Below are 15503 nucleotides of genomic sequence, written 5' to 3'. Positions count from 1 at the left end.
GCGAAAATGAATTACCTGAGCGAGATTTCCAAAATTTCTAATCAACTCCCACACGATGTACTCATGGACATTGACAAGCGCTGCAGCGACTGGATGGCATCCGGTGGGAAAGAGAGTGACCAATACATCAAGCAACAGCTGAGGTATGCGAAGAATGTCATTGCACGAAAGGAGCGGAAATGAGCAAATACAGACTATACATCACAAGCATCGAAGATTATCCCGACACGACCATCGAGTGCAGCACGGCCCAGGAGGCCCTCCTGCATAAGCATGAGGCCGAGGAGCAAGGGCACATCGTCACAATCAAGCGGATAAAGGAGGAGAAGGAATGAGAGAGGAGAACCCTGTGATTAAGTTTATACAAGACTTCATCGGAAGGCGCCCAAGCGGCCTCTTTATTGAGGAGATCGGAAAGCCTGTCCAAACCGTAACCGAAGCCTCTCAGGAACGATCAAAAAAATTCATCGGCGATCCGGTGAAAAAACCGACCGGGGGCATGATTTTCCTAACCCTTCACACACCGCCCCCAGCAAACAGACTGAAAGACATTCCCCGCGTAGAATTCAAAGAAAGCGAAAAAAATGGAGGAGAAGAAATGAAATCAGAATCAATCACCATCGAAATCGGCGGAGACGAAGTCGCTAAGATCGTCGTGACCAATATCCCGAAGCGGATGGCGAAACAGATCAGGGAGGAGCTGGAGGCACTAGAGAAGCAGAATAAAGATCTCGAGGAAAAGATCGAGATTTTGAACGATGAGCATTGGAAAAGAAGCGATAGAATCTATGAGCTCAAATCAAGGGCCGATGTTTTGGAGAAGATGGCCAAGGAGCTGGACGAGGAGCTGGACAAGGAGGAAGCGAAATGAGAATCACATATTCCGACCTTGCCCAAATCGTACACGCCATCCGAGAACAAAAAGAATTCGACGGGAAGAACGACATATACGAGTTCATGGACCACCTGGACGCCCAAGGTGAAGAACCGATCGACATTGCCAAGGTTCATGGAGTAACCATTTTTCACACCGAAATGGAGCTGCGGGAGGAAGAATCATGATTCTCTACATTTCCGGCGCGATCAGCCGTCTCATTATTGCATGGATAAATAAAAAATTGGGGATCGCATCTCCGACATTGTATTACATGACAGGACAACTGTACGAATACGACAAGCTGATGGCAGAGAGGAGGAATAAGCATGGAAATCAAAGTCGAACTGTTTTTTAATGTAAGCATGTTCGGGACTGACTGGATGATGACCGCTGCAGAATATGAGGAATTTCGGAGTAAGCTGATGGATCTACCTATGGCGATGCTTATCCCGAAGATACAGGATCCGGATCCGGTATTCCGGCCCACAACCGACGAGGAATGCCCTGACTACATAGAGCCACCAGAAGAAGATCCATCGGAAGAAGCAAGCAGATTTCTCCCGAAGGAGATAACAGAGGAAATCGCAGAAATCGCAGAAATCGCGGAAAAAAGCACAAAAGCACCCGAAAATGTGCAAAAAACTGAAGAAAAAGCACAACCAGAGAGGATCAAGCCTGATGATCGGGATTACTCAAAATACATCCAGATGCTGGCTGAAGATTTCCCCCCGGGGAAGATTATTGATCAGATGAGAGATGACTTCGGAGTAAGTCGTGGATCCGCTCAAAATTACTTCTATCGATTTGTAAAGCCTTCACAGCAACAAGCTGAAGCCATACCGACAGAGGACCCCAGAGTCGCTCTCCAGGAGCTGAAAAAAGAGCGAGAGAAGAAACTGGATAATGTGGTCAAAAAGCTGAATTCCAATAGCAGCCTGCAGACTGAAATCTCAGATCTTCCGGATTACCAGACCGCTAATGAATTTAAGGATGCCATCATTATCCAGGAGATTGGCAAGAATAAACAGGTTAAAGAGCTCAAGGAGATCTATCTCAGAACACATCCACACATCAAGTGGTAACAGGCAGCACATCGACCTAGGAGGTAGCTATGATTTCTACAGACACAAAACCGATCAAGGTTAAGTACGACAAGACCCTGGCTATCTCGACAGGCAAGAGCCGGTACGAAACCCACTGGAAGCGGCAGGAGGTGGAGTGGTCAGATCTCGTGAAGAAGCTGTCCGATTCCATCCGCACCGCGGAAACCTTGGTGGAATACCGCAAGATGAGTAAGGACAAGCAGAGCCAGATCAAGGACATCGGCGGATTTGTTGGGGGTCCTCTCAAGGAGGGCCGCCGCAAGGCCGAGAACGTGGCCAACCGGACGCTGATCACGCTGGACCTGGACTATGTCAAGGGCCGAGTGAGCGACCTCTGGGACAGTCACACGATGCTCAACGACTATGCCATGGTGATCTACTCCACGCACCAGCACTCACCCGAGGCGCCCCGGCTCCGGCTGATCATCCCGATGGACCGGCCCGTGCTGCCTGACGAGTACCAGGCCATCTCCCGCAAGATCGCGCAGGAGATCGGCATCGATATGTTTGACGATTCTACCTACGAGCCAGTGCGGCTGATGTACTGGCCATCACACCCGAGAGACATCGAGCCCGTGTTCCTCTTCCAGGATGGGCCGATGCTTAACCCGGAGTATTATCTCAGTAAGTACGAGGACTGGACCGACGTCACGCAGTGGCCGGTCTCCAGCCGTCAAGACACGCAGATCCAGAAGCTCATGAAAAAGCAGGAGGATCCGCTGACGAAGAAAGGTATCATCGGTGCATTCTGCCGAGCTTATACGATCCAGGAGGCCATGGAAAAGTTTCTCCCAGAGGTTTACCTACCGACAAGCGCAGAGAACCGCTACACCTACAACGGAGGCTCTACCTTCGGCGGCATGATCGTCTACGATGACCGCTACACCTACAGCCATCACGGCACAGATCCGACGACCGGCCAGCTATGCAACGCCTTTGACCTGGTAAGGATCCATAAGTTTGGCCACCAGGACGACAACACGACCCCAGACACCCCGGGGGTCAAGCTGCCGAGCTTCTTGGCCATGAGTGACTTCGCCTCATCGGACGACCTGGTCCGCAAGACCATCGGCGAGGAGCGGCTCCGGGAGGCCCTGGACGACTTCGACCTGGACGATTCCCCAGATGAGGGGAAAGAGGAAACGCCGGAGCTCGACACCGACTGGATGGGCCAGCTGGAGATGGTCAAGGACCGTTACAAGTCCACGATCAACAACGTGGCCGTGATCCTTGGCCATGATCCGATCCTTAAGGGCAAGCTCAAGTATAACGCCTTTGCTGGTCGATCCATCATCTCCGGGGCGCTACCCTGGAATAAGGACAAAAAGGACCGGGACTGGACAGATGCGGATGACTCCGGCCTCCGGCACTACCTGGAGAAGACCTACGACATCACCGGCACGCAGAAGATCGCGGACGGCCTGGCTGTCCATTTCACGAAGCACAGTTTCCACCCGGTCCGGGAGTACCTGGAGTCTTTAGTGTGGGATGGTATCCCGCGACTGGATCACCTGCTGATCGACTACCTGGGCACGCCGGACACACCCTACCATCGCTGCACGATCCGGATCCATCTGGCAGCAGCCGTGGCCCGCGTCATGCGCCCAGGCTTTAAATACGACACCATGCTCAGCTTGACCGGCGCCCAGGGCATCGGAAAATCAACCTTTATCCGGATCCTGGCAAAAAACCAGTGGTTTTCAGATAGTCTGACCACCGTCCAGGGCAAAGAGGCCTATGAGCAGCTGCAGGGCGTCTGGCTCCTGGAGATCGCGGAGATGATGGCCACCAAAAAGGCCGAACAGGAAGCGATTAAGTTATTCCTAAGCAAGACCGAGGATATCTACAGAGAAGCCTATGGCCGGCGCACAGTCCGTCATAAGCGTCAATGTGTATTCTTCGCCACCACCAACGACAACGAGTTTCTGCGAGACCGCACCGGGGACAGAAGATACTGGCCCGTGAAGTGTGGGGATCAGGAGCCAAAGCGAAGCATCTTCGACGATCTTCCGGAAGAGGTGGATCAGATCTGGGCAGAGGCCGTGGAGGTCTACAAGGAGATGACCGAAAAGAAGATCATCTTCGACCTGCCCATCGAGGTCCTGAAGGAAGCTGCAGAGATCAAGAAACGCCATACCGAGGTCAACGACAACGCCGGTATGGTCTACGAATACCTCCAGATCCCGATTACGGAAGACTGGTACCAGCTAGACAGGTACGACCGCCGGGACTACATCAGCAGTTATTCAGAGGACAACTTCGACACCGGCAACGTGCAGCGGGATAAGATCTGCGTGGCCGAGGTCTGGGCGGAGTGCTACGGAGGAGATCCGAAAAATCTGACTCCGCTAAAAAGTCGAGAGATCAATGACATTTTACGAACATTTGACGACTGGGAACAAGCTGGAGAGAGTTTAAGATTTGGAGCTGCCTATGGAAAACAAAGGGCATTTTTGAAGAAAAAATAGGTGGGCACAAAGTGCCTCCAAAGTGGGCACAATGGGCACAAGTTAACAATTAGTTCATATTTAGTGGTGGGCACAATGTCCACAGAATTTCATGCTTTGTGCCCGCCTTTGTGCCCACCTCAAACCATTGACACATCTTGCTTTGATGGCAAGTGGGCACAAAGTACACAAAAATTATCATTAAAGTTAAAAATAAAGAAATAGGTATGTATATACGTATATACAGGGGAATACACCCTATTTTACGTAGCATGTACAGAAATTCTGTGCCCACTGTGCCCACCCTTATAAATCGGACAGCCAGGAGGAGAAATGAGAGAGACACAAGTCGAAAAATATCTAAAGAAAAAAACCGAACAAATAGGCGGGCTTTGTTTAAAATGTTCGTCACCCGGCACAAACGGGATGCCGGATCGGATCGTTCTATGGAGAGGTCAAATCTGGTTTATCGAATTAAAGGCTCCAGGGAAAAAGCCCAGAAAGCTGCAGGAGTATATCCACCAGGAGATCCGGAGCCAAGGCTTCCAGGTCCGAGTGCTGGACTGCCTGAAGGATGTGGAGGAGTTTATCCATGAAATTTGTACCGCATGACTACCAAAAGACAGCCCTGGATCATGTCATAAAGAATCCCGCTGCCGGGCTTCTCCTGGACATGGGCATGGGCAAGACCGTGACGACACTGACCGCCGTGGACCAGCTGATGAATGACTACCTAGAGGTGGATAAGGTCCTGGTGATCGCACCGCTGAGAGTAGCAGAGGACACCTGGAGCCGGGAGACCGAGAAATGGGATCACTTGAAGCATCTCAAAATTGCCAAGATCCTGGGCCCGGAAAAGCAAAGACTGGCCGCCCTACAGGAAGAGGCCGACATCTACATCATCAACCGGGAAAATACCGAGTGGTTGGTGAGCACACTGGGGCTGAAATGGGATTTCGACATGGTGGTCATCGATGAGCTTTCCAGCTTCAAGAGCCACACCTCGAAGCGATTCAAGGCCCTGAAAAAAGTACGACCCCTGATCAAGCGGATCGTAGGACTCACCGGAACACCGGCGCCTAACGGCTACATGGACATCTGGGCAGAGGTTTATCTCCTTGATCGCGGAGAGCGCCTGGGCAAAAACATCACAGCCTACCGGCAAGAGTATTTCTACACGGTCCAGCGGCCAGGCTTTCAGCTTTACAAGATCCGGGAGGGAAGCGAGCAGCGGATCAATGACCAGATCAAAGATATCTGCATCAGCATGAAGGCCAAGGACTACCTCAAGCTGAAAGAGCCCCTTTACATCAACGTGCCGGCAGCATTAAGCAAGGAGGAGCTCCAGACCTATCGAGAAATGGAGAAGGACGCGATCCTGCAGCTGGAGGAAGGAACAATCACCGCCCTAAACGCTGCAGCCGTCGCAGGGAAACTCCTTCAAATCGCCAACGGAGCTGTCTATGACACCGATGGAAACTACATCCGGATCCATGACCGAAAGCTGGACGTCCTGGAGGATCTGGTGGAGGCAGCGAACGGAAAGCCTGTCCTGGTGTTCTACAGCTTCAAGCATGATCTGGCGAGGATTCAGGAGCGATTTCCAAAGGCCCAGAAACTGGAAACGGCCGAAGACATTAAGAACTGGAACGCCGGAAAGGTCCCGATCATGCTGGCCCATCCGGCAAGCACCGGGCACGGCCTGAACCTCCAGGACGGAGGGAACATCATCATCTGGTACGGACTCAACTGGTCCTTGGAGCTTTACCAGCAGGCCAATGCCAGGCTGCATCGACAAGGCCAGACGGAGGGCGTCATCATCCACCACATCATTGCAGAAGGAACAATCGATGAGAGAGTATTGCAGGTTCTACAGGGTAAAAATAATCGGCAGGATGCCCTTCTGGATGCCCTGAAGGCTATGAAGACGGAACTTGAGGGAGGTAAAGGATGACAGCAAAAGAAGAACTACGACAGATCCGGGAGATTGACATGGAAGTAAAAGCCCTGGAAGACAGTCTCCTGGAGCTTGAAACCAAGCTGACCAGAATTACACCAATATTATCCGACATGCCGAAGGGCGGAGGAGACAATGACAAAATAGCCACAGGAATCAGCAAGCTGGTGGAGATGAAAAAAGAGTATTGGCAAAGGATCAGCCAGCTTCGGGATCATCAGAAAAAATGTGAGCTGGTGATCTTCGGCTTATCCTGCAGCATCTACCGAATCATTTTATATCAGCGATATTTTAAGTACCTAAGTTTCAATGACATATCAGAGATGACGAACTACAGTTACCGCCACATCTGCCGGCTCCATGGAGAGGCATTGAGGGAATATGAAACCATCAAAAGATGGCAAGACATGTCCTATTCTGAGGTGAGATAATAGTATTGTCCAGAAATGGATACGGCCCGTTCATGATTTCCTCCTCAGGCCTAAGAGGCCCGGCACACAACCCCGCCGGACCTCTTTTCCTTTGTCATCGAAAGGATGTGAAAAGATGTTAGTTAAGTCATGCCGACGATGCGGAAGAACCATCCCCTATCCCCTGGCCTACTGTGAGGAATGCAGACCTGCCATCGAAGAACAGAAAGAGATCAACCAGAAGCTGAGGGAGCAGCGATACAACAAGAAGCGAAGCACGAAGGCGGATCCCAAGTACAGGGCTTTCTACAGAAGCCAAGACTGGATCACCCTGGCCCGAGTCTATCTTCAGGACCATGAGTATCATTGCGAAGATTGCAAGGCCATGGCTGCCGAAGTGCACCACGTCGTACCCATACAGACAGCGGACGGCTGGCTAAGACGATTGGACTACGACAATCTTCGGGCGCTGTGTATCCGATGCCACAACAAGGCGCATGATCGATTCACTGTCCAATAAGCCGGACACAAAACCACGAAATCTATTGAATTGATTATATTGTTAAAACAATATGACAGGGGGTAGGTCAAAAAGTACGGAAGTGAGGTAGGGCAACGGTGCAGGGGACTACCCTGTGGAAAAAACTCCTTAAATGAAATTTTATAAGTTTTGTACCTAATTCAGACAATTAACGCCGATACCCGTCAGCTTGGAGGAGGTGGACGATGTGGCAGGAAGGCCGAGACAACCTATCGCTTTACTAGAACACAAGGGCAAAGCGCATATGACTAAAGCGCAGATCGAAGAGAGAAAAGCCCAGGAGCTGAATGTCGACCTGAAGGACGTACAACCTCCATCGTATCTGACGGCAAGGCAGAAAAAGGAGTTCAACGAGATTGCGGGAAAGCTTTTGCAGCTGAACATCATGACGGAGTTGGATGAAGACTCGCTCGCCAGGTATTTGGTTGCTCAAGATCAGTACCTGGAGGCTAATAAGATGTACCGAAGAGCGGTTCGAGAGAAATGGCTTATTGATGACCTGGATAAAATCACTCGGATGCAGGATCGAGCTTTCAAACAGTGCCGAGCCAGTGCCAGTGATCTGGGATTGACGATTTCATCCAGGGCAAAACTTGTGGTTCCAAAAGCCGAAGAGCCGAAACAGAATAAGTTCCTGGCGAAGTTCGGTGGTGAGTCCACTGGATAGAGTAACGGAGCACGCACTCAATGTTACCTTGAACGTAACCACTGGGAAAGTAATAGCTGGGGAGCTGCATCGACTGGCCTGTCAGAGGCATCTCAATGATCTTAAGAAGCAAAAGACAGAGGCATTTCCCTACTATTGGGACGTTAAAGCCTCCGAGAGGGTAATTGACTTTGCTGAAACACTGACCATTGCCGAAGGTGATGCGCCAAAAGCCGTGAAACTGATCCCCGAACAAGCCTTTGATATCGGATGCCGATTTGGCTGGCGTAAAATGAATGGAAACCGCAGGTTTCGAAGATCTTACAAGAGCGTGGCAAGGCAGAACGGGAAAACTTTTGAGAACGGTATCCTAGGCACATATGTGTCCAACTTCTCTGGGTACAATTACGGAAAACTCTTCACAGTGGCGACCAAAAAGCGACAGGCCCGCCTGGCATGGGAGGAAATGTCCAAGTTTATCACGGTGGATAAGGACCTCGGAGAGCTATTCGATGTGAAGGATTATAAGTCCATCATCGAAGCAAAGATGACTCACTGCACAATCGAGGCTCTCTCAAAAGAGTCCGGATTGGACGACGGATTCCGTGCGATTTTCGCATCCGTCGACGAGATCCATCAACACCGAGACAACAAAATCTACAAGGCCATGTACAACGGAACAAGAGCGCTACCGGAGACCCTGGTCTCCATGATCACTACGCGCGGCGACAAGCTCAATTCATTTTGTAAAGAGATGGACGACTACTGCATCAAGATCCTCCACGGTGTTACCACCGCAGAGGATTTTTTTGTGGACATTTATGCGCTAGATCCAAAGGACGACATCTGGGATGAGAAAAATTGGATCAAGTCTAATCCCTTTCTAGCCAGGACAGAACAAGGCATGGAAACACTCCGGACCGATGCGAAGACCGCACGCGATATGGGAGGATCCGATCTCCGGGACTTCCTGACAAAGGCCCTCAATATTTGGGTTAATAACCCGGAAAACGGCTTTATTGACGTGGAAAAATGGGCCAAGAACGGCACCAATGGAACTCTGGAAGACTTCCGAGGTCGCTCATGCTGGGTAGGCCTGGACCTTTCCTCTGGTGGTGACCTCACCACGCTGCACCTGGAGTTTGATGGGGAAGGCGAAAAGGTCTGGAATTACTCCCACAGCTTCATGCCTAGAGGCAGGCTCGAGGAACATATCGAAACAGACCTGGCGCCTTATGACCTCTGGGAACAGATGGAGCTCATCACCGTCACCGGTGGATCCGGGGATTTCAAGAACGACTATAAGTTCATCATCAAACACCTGCATGATCTTCAGGACGCTTATGATCTGACTTTTTTAGGCATCGGCGTGGACCCGCACAACGCGGACGGGATACTGGCCGACCTGGAAGACTTCGGATGCCCGGTGCTGATCGTCACGCAATCTGCGAGATTCCTCAATGACGCCACCGTGGACATCCAACTGCTGGTCAAGTCTGAACATTATGAGTACAACTCAGCCAATGAGCTGCTCACCTGGAGCTTTACCAACGCCAAGACGGTGAAGAACAGTTTTGGAGAGATCAAGGTGGACAAAGAACCGCACGCCAAATTTAAGAGAATCGACCCCGTCGATGCAGCCATCGATGCCCACACCGTGAAATTGAAATTCAAGGAAAAGGAAGTGGTGGATGTTGCTTCAGAAATGGACAACTATCTCAAGAAAATGGGATGGACATAAGCCCAGGAGGTGATCAACATCTCCCAGCCGCCGGGCGGAGCGGCCAAGCGTAAAACACGAAAAGAGGTGAGACATTGAATATTTTCAAAAGACTTCAGAACGCCATGAAGGCACTGACGGTCAGCGACACGAACATCACTCTGGAGCAGCTGGTGGACTTCTTAGGCATCGCCGGAACCCCTAGAAACGCATTGTCCGAGGCCACCTATTTTGCGTGTCTCAAGGTCCTGGGAGAGGGCATCGGCAAGCTCCCACTCAAACTCTTGGCATACACCGACAAGAACGGAGTAAGGACTGCCCGAGAGCACCCACTATACAATGTCCTCAATCGGCGCCCAAACCCTTATATGACAAGCTCAACATTCTGGTCAACTGTCGAGTACAACAGAAACCACTTCGGCAATGCCTATGTGCTGATCAGTGGTGCTGGAAGTAACATGCAGCTGTGGATCCTGGAGAGTGATAAGGTCCAACCCTGGTACGATGACAAGAAACTCCTGGGTGAGGTCCCGGACATCTACTACATCTACACCAAAGGAGGGAAGCGGATCAAATTCTCCTCGGAGGAGATCTTGCACTTTAAAACCTCCAACACCTTCGACGGTGTCGTGGGCATCTCCGTGAAAGATCAGCTCAAGGCCACCATCGAGGGCAACGTGAAAGCGCAGGCCATGGTTAATAAAATGTATGACAGTGGATTCACGGCCAAAGCTGTGCTGCAGTACACTGGATCCCTATCCGAGGACAAAGCGAAGATCTTTGCTAAAGGGATCGAGGAGTATATGCGCGGTGACCTAAAAGACGAGGGCTTGGAGAATATCATCCCGGTCCCGCTTGGAACGACAATCACACCGCTCAACATCAAACTGGCGGACAACCAGTTTATTGAGGTTAAGCAGTACAGTGCTCTGCAGATCGCTTCCGCATTTGGGATCAAGCCATACCAGATCGGTGACTACACCAAAGCGAGCTATGCTAGCGCCGAAGCGCAGCAGCTTTCATTCTACGTGGACACCTTGCTATTTATCGTAAAGCAGTACGAGGAGGAGATCACATACAAGCTGCTCAGCCGTGAGGAGATCAGAGCCGGATACCACTTTAAATTTAACACTGCAGTCATCCTCCGGGCTGATCAGCAGACCCAGATCAACACCCTCAGCACAGCTGTCAACAGCTTTATTTATACCCCCAACGAGGCCCGGAACCTGCTCGACCTTGAAGACAAGGACGGCGGGGATCAGCTTCTCGGCAACGGTGCCAGCATCCCTATCCAGTTTGCCGGCTCCCAATACACAACTATCGGAAAGGAGGAAGCAAAACAATGGATAATGAAAATCTTGAAAGAGATGTCCACGGAATCGAGCACGGCATAATCACCAAGGCTGCGCAGGTTTCCACCCTGGCAGTGGACGCCAAAGAGCTGGCCAAGATCAACAAGCTCGCCCTGGAGCCGCTCAAGTCAGAGGATGTTTTTGTTTTCAAGGTCGCCATGTGCGACAACGAGATTGACCGAACTGGTGAAGTTTTCCCACTAGCCAGCCTCAAGAAGATGCAAAAGCTCTTTGTGGGCAAGACCATGATCAAGGACCATGTCAGGCGCGCTGACAACCAGGTCGCTCGAATCTACGAGACAGAGCTGGCGGCCAGTGAGACTGAGGTTACCAAAAAGAATGAAGTCTACACCCAACTGGTGGCCCACTGCTACATGCTGGCCACGGAAGCCAATAAGGATCTCATTGCCGAAATCAAAGGAGGGATCAAGAAAGAGGTCTCCGTAGGACTACGCGTGAACAAAGCCCTCTGCAGCATCTGTGGAACGGACAATGCAAAGCAGTGGTGCAAACACTACCCAGGCCAAGAGTATGACAAGCAGATTTGTCATTTCAGTCTGGAGGATCCGTCCGATGCTTACGAGGTTTCCTTTGTCGCGGTACCGGCACAGCCAAGAGCTGGCACCACCAAAAATTACGGCGGAGAGAAAACCAAGGAAGAACCACAGACACCTGCACCCACGGCTGATGCTGAAGCTATAGACCTCAAGTTCAAGGAGCTGGATGTCTATCTGTTTGTAAATATAAATTCCGAAATGAAAGGGGATAACAAGTAAATGAACAAGAAAATGAGAGAATTGCTCGCGAAGATTGAACAGAAGAGAATCGCTGCAAAAGCCTTTACCGAGGGGGAGACCAAGGACCTGGACAAGGCAAAGGGACTCCTAGATGAAATCGATGAGCTGACCAAGGAATTCGAGATCGAGAAGAGACTCTTCGAATCCGAAAAGGCCCACAACGCTCCCACCGATGACCAGATCCAGGACAAGGAAAAGGACAGCACTGTGGATGGATTCGCAGTCGTAGCTAAGATGCTCAAGAACCAGAAACTGGATGATACCGAAAAGGCCCTGATCGTCGGCGGAACCTCTGGTGAAGAGTACCTCCTGCCCGAAGATGTCCAGCTGGCCATCAAAGAGCTGAGACGCTCCTATATCTCCGCAAAGGACCTGGTCACTGTAAACCCCGTAAACGCCCTGACCGGATCCAGCAACTATGAATCTGGAGATGTCGTCGGCCTGACCGCCCTCACCGATGGAAATGACATCGACGCAACAGGACAGCCCGCTTTCACCAGAAAGCCTTGGGCAATTGACTTCTTCGCGAAGATCATCCCTGTTTCCAACATCCTCCAGGGCGCTGAAAAGGCCGGGCTGCTGGGATACCTGAACCGATGGTTCATCAAGAACGCTGTCTATACTGAGAACAATGCCATCTTTACTGCTCTGAAATCCGGCAAGGTCGCCAAGGCCATCAAGGGATGGGAAGCGCTGAAGCTGTCTATCAACACCGAGCTGGACCCCGCCATCCTTCTGGACGCTGTAATCGTAACGAATCAGACCGGTTTCTCCATCCTGGATGCCGAGAAGTTCGCAGATGGAAAGCCTGTACTCCAGGAGAATCCTGCAAACCGCACTGAGAAGCTGTTCCAGGGTCTGCCGGTTCGTGTTTTCTCTGACGCGCAACTGCCCCTTGTAGGTGGACTGGCTCCCATGTTCTACGGCTCCCTCAAGGCTGGCGCAGAGTTCGAGGACTACCAGAACCTGCAGTTTGCCACCTCCGAGCACTTCTACTTCGGCAAGAACCAGACCGCGATCCGTGTAATCGAAGGTTTCGATGTCATCCAGACCGATGCCGATGCCTACATCTACGCGACGTTCGAGGCCACTCCCGTCGTCACTGGCTAATAGCAAGCTAAATCAACCGAAGGGAGGGATCCGATGAATGCCTACACTACAAGACGTTAAGGATTACCTCGGCATAGACTACATGGATGCCGCAACAGACCGAAGACTTACACAGATCATCAGTGTGGCGAATAAGTACCTGGAGGGTTCACTCGGGACTGGTTTTCCAACTGAGGATCCACGGGTCAAGGAGCTGGCTCTGATCGTCATCGCGGACCTGTACGACAACCACACCCTCAACGAAAAGGTAGCCGGAAATATCCGCCGCCTCGTAGAGGATTTCAGCCTGCAGATCAGGCTGGACATGAGGACGGCAGGTGAAGTCGTATGATCTACAAGCGCCCTATAGCCATTGAAAAGCTCAATCTGGAGACGGAAAAGTGGGAGGACTACCTTCCACTGGTCCACTCCAATGTGAACAAGAGCAAAGGAGACTCTGAGTATCTGAATGCAGGAGCGCTACAAAATAAGTCCGAAAAGGTCTTTAAAGTCAGGTATAACCCCATGCTGAAAGCAATCGACGGCAATACCCAGCTCTATCGGATCATCTTTGACGGCCAGAACTACAACATCGTGGGCTATGACGACTTTGAAGAGCGACACCAAGAAGTCAGACTTTTGGGGGTGAGGTAATGGCTAATAAAGTTCTGATCCAGAACATCAGCAGCGCCATCGAAAAGGAACTGACCCTCTACCATAGAAACACCTTGGAGAAGATCAAGATCGCTACGCAGGAAAGTATGCAAGCCCTGGTTAAAATGACCAAGGCCCAGCGATTTGAGCGGGACACCGGGGCATACAGACGGAACATATCCTCAACGGTGATTTGGGAAAGCCCATATGAGATCACCATGGCCTGGTATGTTAAGGATCCAGAGTATAGACTTACCCACCTCCTGGAGAATGGCCACATGACCAAGGCGGGAACCCGCACAAAGGCCTACGGCTTTTTAGGTACCGCAACGGAGCTCGTGACCGAGGAATATGTGAGAAAAGTCGAGGAGGCGATCGCGAATGGTTAAGGATATATTGACCGCCGCCGGCGTCCAGTATAAAGAGGTCCGGTTTCTACAGCCACCTGCCGGAACATACGCCGTCTACTTTGATGCGGTAAGTGCCAGAGGATCCGACAGCACAATCCTAATTCTGGAGCACACCTCCACCATCGAACTGTACAGCCCGAACATTGACACGGACGCCGAGGCGAAAATTGAGTTTGAGCTCTTTCTTCGAGCCATGGAGTTCGGAAAACAAGACCGGACCTGGCTTAAGGATGAGCAGATCTACATGACCGTCTATACGTTTGACTACATCGAGAAAAGGAGATAGAAGCATGAAAAGAGATAAAGAAGTCATAACTCTGGGATCAGGGCTGCTCTATATTATGGAGCTTGCCACACCAGGGACTATTCCCGCAGACGCCGACATCGAGAAGGCAGAAAACCGTATCGGTGAAATCAAAGGCGGAGCCTCCCTGGAGTATGCCATGGAGACCTACACCGCCAAGGATGACCTGGGAAACGTCCAAAAGACAAAGATCATCAGCGAAGATGTGCTGCTGAAATCCGGCATTATGACCTGGAATGGCAACACCCTGAAGAAACTGAGTGCTACGGCCCGAGTTACCGAGACTCCGGCCACTGGAAAGAGAACGCTGAAGATCGGTGGTATCCACAATCAAGACGGCAAGGAATACCTGCTAAGATTCCTCCATGAGGATCCAGTAGATGGTGATGTCAGAATCACCATTGCCGGGCAGAACCAGGCAGGATTTACCCTGGCCTTTGCCAAGGATGCAGAAACCGTCGTTGATGCAGAGTTCAAGGCTAACCCGAGCCTCGACAGTGAAGGGACCCTCGTGATCATCGAGGAAGAGATCCCCGTTGTAGCGGGCTAAACAACACTAAATCAGAGGAGGATTTAAATCATGTTTGACATGCGACAATTGAACATCCGTTATTTTGAAGTGACCCTTTCCAACGGCCTCCGGCTGAGCGTCGAGCCGCCGAAATTAAAAGTCCTGAAATCGATCAGCGACATGGCTAAGATCGATAAGGAATCTATGAAAGAAGAGAGCGACGTGTTCGAGGCACTGGCCGAGGCCGTTTCAAGGGCCCTGAGCAAAAACAAGCAGGGAAAGAAAATCACCGTCGATTTTGTCCTGGACACCATGAACATCGACGAGATGCAGGAACTGCTCAAGGCCTATTTTACCTGGGTAGGAGAAATCCGAAACTCAAAAAACTAGAAATCCCTTACTATCCTAAAAAGACTGATAGTAAGGGACATGAGTGGGCTATATACACGATCATGGAAAAGACCGTAAGCGACTATACCGGGCTCAATTTCTATGAGATCGAGGAGCTGGACATCGTTGAGTTTTACTGCTATTTCCGAGATGCAAGAATTTACAATCTCATGCAAACCGAGGACGGCCAGGAATACCTGGAGAACGCATGGCGCATCACACAAACCGCTCCCGATAGGAAGCGCCTACGCGAAAAGAAGATCGGGACGCAGGGGACATCATAAGGTGTCCCTTT

The 15503-nt window shown here is 51.0% G+C and carries 23 protein-coding genes; all 23 read left to right on the top strand.

Annotated elements, in window-relative coordinates; all coding sequences use genetic code 11:
- Nucleotides 1-6 precede the first annotated feature (6 nt).
- The 23 genes from KCG48_RS05035 to KCG48_RS04925 all read left to right on the top strand — a co-directional run bounded on the left by KCG48_RS05035 (nt 7) and on the right by KCG48_RS04925 (nt 15492).
- Nucleotides 7-183 carry a DUF6877 family protein gene (locus KCG48_RS05035; protein ID WP_211800258.1) on the top strand — a complete coding sequence of 59 codons (177 nt, stop codon included), beginning with the start codon at nt 7-9 and terminating at the stop codon, nt 181-183.
- A complete protein-coding gene (locus KCG48_RS05030) occupies nt 180-335 on the top strand; it encodes a hypothetical protein (protein ID WP_211800256.1) in 156 nt (51 codons plus the stop codon). Before KCG48_RS05035 ends, KCG48_RS05030 begins: the two co-directional genes overlap by 4 nt.
- A complete protein-coding gene (locus KCG48_RS05025) occupies nt 332-871 on the top strand; it encodes a hypothetical protein (RefSeq protein WP_211800255.1) in 540 nt (179 codons plus the stop codon). Before KCG48_RS05030 ends, KCG48_RS05025 begins: the two co-directional genes overlap by 4 nt.
- Nucleotides 868-1062: a hypothetical protein gene (locus KCG48_RS05020; RefSeq protein WP_211800253.1), complete on the top strand. Its 195-nt coding sequence runs from the start codon at nt 868-870 to the stop codon at nt 1060-1062. The genes KCG48_RS05025 and KCG48_RS05020 overlap by 4 nt, the downstream gene beginning before the upstream one ends.
- Nucleotides 1059-1232 carry a hypothetical protein gene (locus KCG48_RS05015; RefSeq protein ID WP_211800251.1) on the top strand — a complete coding sequence of 58 codons (174 nt, stop codon included), beginning with the start codon at nt 1059-1061 and terminating at the stop codon, nt 1230-1232. Before KCG48_RS05020 ends, KCG48_RS05015 begins: the two co-directional genes overlap by 4 nt.
- Nucleotides 1204-1959: a hypothetical protein gene (locus KCG48_RS05010; protein WP_211800249.1), complete on the top strand. Its 756-nt coding sequence runs from the start codon at nt 1204-1206 to the stop codon at nt 1957-1959. The genes KCG48_RS05015 and KCG48_RS05010 overlap by 29 nt, the downstream gene beginning before the upstream one ends.
- A 29-nt stretch (nt 1960-1988) precedes the next feature.
- On the top strand, nt 1989-4448 hold the full coding sequence (locus tag KCG48_RS05005) for a virulence-associated E family protein (protein ID WP_211800247.1): 2460 nt from the start codon (nt 1989-1991) through the stop codon (nt 4446-4448).
- Between the two features lie 312 nt (nt 4449-4760).
- Complete coding sequence (locus tag KCG48_RS05000) at nt 4761-5039, top strand: PDDEXK family nuclease (RefSeq protein ID WP_211800245.1); 279 nt, start codon at nt 4761-4763, stop codon at nt 5037-5039.
- The gene (locus KCG48_RS04995; RefSeq protein WP_211800243.1) at nt 5020-6381 is read left to right on the top strand and encodes a DEAD/DEAH box helicase; all 1362 of its coding nucleotides are present in this window, start codon (nt 5020-5022) and stop codon (nt 6379-6381) included. The genes KCG48_RS05000 and KCG48_RS04995 overlap by 20 nt, the downstream gene beginning before the upstream one ends.
- Complete coding sequence (locus KCG48_RS04990) at nt 6378-6815, top strand: hypothetical protein (protein WP_211800241.1); 438 nt, start codon at nt 6378-6380, stop codon at nt 6813-6815. The genes KCG48_RS04995 and KCG48_RS04990 overlap by 4 nt, the downstream gene beginning before the upstream one ends.
- Before the next feature lie 115 nt (nt 6816-6930).
- On the top strand, nt 6931-7314 hold the full coding sequence (locus tag KCG48_RS04985; RefSeq protein ID WP_211800239.1) for an HNH endonuclease signature motif containing protein: 384 nt from the start codon (nt 6931-6933) through the stop codon (nt 7312-7314).
- Nucleotides 7315-7522: 208 nt separating this feature from the next.
- Entirely contained in the window at nt 7523-8002 is a 480-nt protein-coding gene (locus KCG48_RS04980) for a phage terminase small subunit P27 family (RefSeq protein ID WP_331000372.1), read from the top strand.
- Entirely contained in the window at nt 7986-9722 is a 1737-nt protein-coding gene (locus tag KCG48_RS04975; RefSeq protein WP_211800237.1) for a terminase large subunit, read from the top strand. Before KCG48_RS04980 ends, KCG48_RS04975 begins: the two co-directional genes overlap by 17 nt.
- A gap of 104 nt (nt 9723-9826) precedes the next feature.
- Nucleotides 9827-11095 carry a phage portal protein gene (locus tag KCG48_RS04970; protein WP_211800235.1) on the top strand — a complete coding sequence of 423 codons (1269 nt, stop codon included), beginning with the start codon at nt 9827-9829 and terminating at the stop codon, nt 11093-11095.
- Nucleotides 11044-11829 (top strand): hypothetical protein, encoded by a 786-nt coding sequence (locus tag KCG48_RS04965; protein ID WP_211800234.1) that lies wholly within the window; start codon nt 11044-11046, stop codon nt 11827-11829. The genes KCG48_RS04970 and KCG48_RS04965 overlap by 52 nt, the downstream gene beginning before the upstream one ends.
- A gap of 12 nt (nt 11830-11841) precedes the next feature.
- Nucleotides 11842-12960, top strand: coding sequence for a phage major capsid protein (locus KCG48_RS04960; RefSeq protein WP_211800232.1), 1119 nt, complete (start codon nt 11842-11844; stop codon nt 12958-12960).
- 37 nt (nt 12961-12997) lie between these two features.
- The gene (locus tag KCG48_RS04955; protein ID WP_211800230.1) at nt 12998-13291 is read left to right on the top strand and encodes a head-tail connector protein; all 294 of its coding nucleotides are present in this window, start codon (nt 12998-13000) and stop codon (nt 13289-13291) included.
- Nucleotides 13288-13593 carry a phage head closure protein gene (locus KCG48_RS04950; RefSeq protein ID WP_211800229.1) on the top strand — a complete coding sequence of 102 codons (306 nt, stop codon included), beginning with the start codon at nt 13288-13290 and terminating at the stop codon, nt 13591-13593. The genes KCG48_RS04955 and KCG48_RS04950 overlap by 4 nt, the downstream gene beginning before the upstream one ends.
- Nucleotides 13593-13982 (top strand): hypothetical protein, encoded by a 390-nt coding sequence (locus tag KCG48_RS04945; protein WP_211800227.1) that lies wholly within the window; start codon nt 13593-13595, stop codon nt 13980-13982. The genes KCG48_RS04950 and KCG48_RS04945 overlap by 1 nt, the downstream gene beginning before the upstream one ends.
- Nucleotides 13975-14289, top strand: coding sequence for a hypothetical protein (locus KCG48_RS04940; protein ID WP_211800226.1), 315 nt, complete (start codon nt 13975-13977; stop codon nt 14287-14289). The genes KCG48_RS04945 and KCG48_RS04940 overlap by 8 nt, the downstream gene beginning before the upstream one ends.
- 4 nt (nt 14290-14293) lie before the next feature.
- Nucleotides 14294-14857, top strand: coding sequence for a hypothetical protein (locus KCG48_RS04935; RefSeq protein WP_211800225.1), 564 nt, complete (start codon nt 14294-14296; stop codon nt 14855-14857).
- A gap of 30 nt (nt 14858-14887) precedes the next feature.
- Nucleotides 14888-15208, top strand: coding sequence for a hypothetical protein (locus KCG48_RS04930; RefSeq protein ID WP_211800223.1), 321 nt, complete (start codon nt 14888-14890; stop codon nt 15206-15208).
- A 62-nt stretch (nt 15209-15270) separates the two neighbouring features.
- Nucleotides 15271-15492, top strand: coding sequence for a hypothetical protein (locus KCG48_RS04925; RefSeq protein ID WP_230977012.1), 222 nt, complete (start codon nt 15271-15273; stop codon nt 15490-15492).
- The last annotated feature ends 11 nt before the right edge of the window (nt 15493-15503 follow it).

The sequence above is a fragment of the Proteiniclasticum sediminis genome, assembly GCF_018128025.1.
Classification (GTDB): domain Bacteria; phylum Bacillota; class Clostridia; order Clostridiales; family Clostridiaceae; genus Proteiniclasticum; species Proteiniclasticum sediminis.
Note: the sequence above shows the minus strand (reverse complement) of the source record. Positions and strands in the feature narration are given on the sequence as shown.

Excerpts from the sequence above, each read along its gene's own strand:
- KCG48_RS05035 (WP_211800258.1), top strand. The coding sequence starts at position 7 with ATGAATTACCTGAGCGAGATTTCCAAAATTTCTAATCAACTCCCACAC.
- KCG48_RS05030 (WP_211800256.1), top strand. The coding sequence starts at position 180 with ATGAGCAAATACAGACTATACATCACAAGCATCGAAGATTATCCCGAC.
- KCG48_RS05025 (WP_211800255.1), top strand. The coding sequence starts at position 332 with ATGAGAGAGGAGAACCCTGTGATTAAGTTTATACAAGACTTCATCGGA.
- KCG48_RS05020 (WP_211800253.1), top strand. The coding sequence starts at position 868 with ATGAGAATCACATATTCCGACCTTGCCCAAATCGTACACGCCATCCGA.
- KCG48_RS05015 (WP_211800251.1), top strand. The coding sequence starts at position 1,059 with ATGATTCTCTACATTTCCGGCGCGATCAGCCGTCTCATTATTGCATGG.
- KCG48_RS05010 (WP_211800249.1), top strand. The coding sequence starts at position 1,204 with ATGGAAATCAAAGTCGAACTGTTTTTTAATGTAAGCATGTTCGGGACT.
- KCG48_RS05005 (WP_211800247.1), top strand. The coding sequence starts at position 1,989 with ATGATTTCTACAGACACAAAACCGATCAAGGTTAAGTACGACAAGACC.
- KCG48_RS05000 (WP_211800245.1), top strand. The coding sequence starts at position 4,761 with ATGAGAGAGACACAAGTCGAAAAATATCTAAAGAAAAAAACCGAACAA.
- KCG48_RS04995 (WP_211800243.1), top strand. The coding sequence starts at position 5,020 with ATGAAATTTGTACCGCATGACTACCAAAAGACAGCCCTGGATCATGTC.
- KCG48_RS04990 (WP_211800241.1), top strand. The coding sequence starts at position 6,378 with ATGACAGCAAAAGAAGAACTACGACAGATCCGGGAGATTGACATGGAA.
- KCG48_RS04985 (WP_211800239.1), top strand. The coding sequence starts at position 6,931 with ATGTTAGTTAAGTCATGCCGACGATGCGGAAGAACCATCCCCTATCCC.
- KCG48_RS04970 (WP_211800235.1), top strand. The coding sequence starts at position 9,827 with ATGAAGGCACTGACGGTCAGCGACACGAACATCACTCTGGAGCAGCTG.
- KCG48_RS04965 (WP_211800234.1), top strand. The coding sequence starts at position 11,044 with ATGGATAATGAAAATCTTGAAAGAGATGTCCACGGAATCGAGCACGGC.
- KCG48_RS04960 (WP_211800232.1), top strand. The coding sequence starts at position 11,842 with ATGAGAGAATTGCTCGCGAAGATTGAACAGAAGAGAATCGCTGCAAAA.
- KCG48_RS04955 (WP_211800230.1), top strand. The coding sequence starts at position 12,998 with ATGCCTACACTACAAGACGTTAAGGATTACCTCGGCATAGACTACATG.
- KCG48_RS04950 (WP_211800229.1), top strand. The coding sequence starts at position 13,288 with ATGATCTACAAGCGCCCTATAGCCATTGAAAAGCTCAATCTGGAGACG.
- KCG48_RS04945 (WP_211800227.1), top strand. The coding sequence starts at position 13,593 with ATGGCTAATAAAGTTCTGATCCAGAACATCAGCAGCGCCATCGAAAAG.
- KCG48_RS04940 (WP_211800226.1), top strand. The coding sequence starts at position 13,975 with ATGGTTAAGGATATATTGACCGCCGCCGGCGTCCAGTATAAAGAGGTC.
- KCG48_RS04935 (WP_211800225.1), top strand. The coding sequence starts at position 14,294 with ATGAAAAGAGATAAAGAAGTCATAACTCTGGGATCAGGGCTGCTCTAT.
- KCG48_RS04930 (WP_211800223.1), top strand. The coding sequence starts at position 14,888 with ATGTTTGACATGCGACAATTGAACATCCGTTATTTTGAAGTGACCCTT.
- KCG48_RS04925 (WP_230977012.1), top strand. The coding sequence starts at position 15,271 with ATGGAAAAGACCGTAAGCGACTATACCGGGCTCAATTTCTATGAGATC.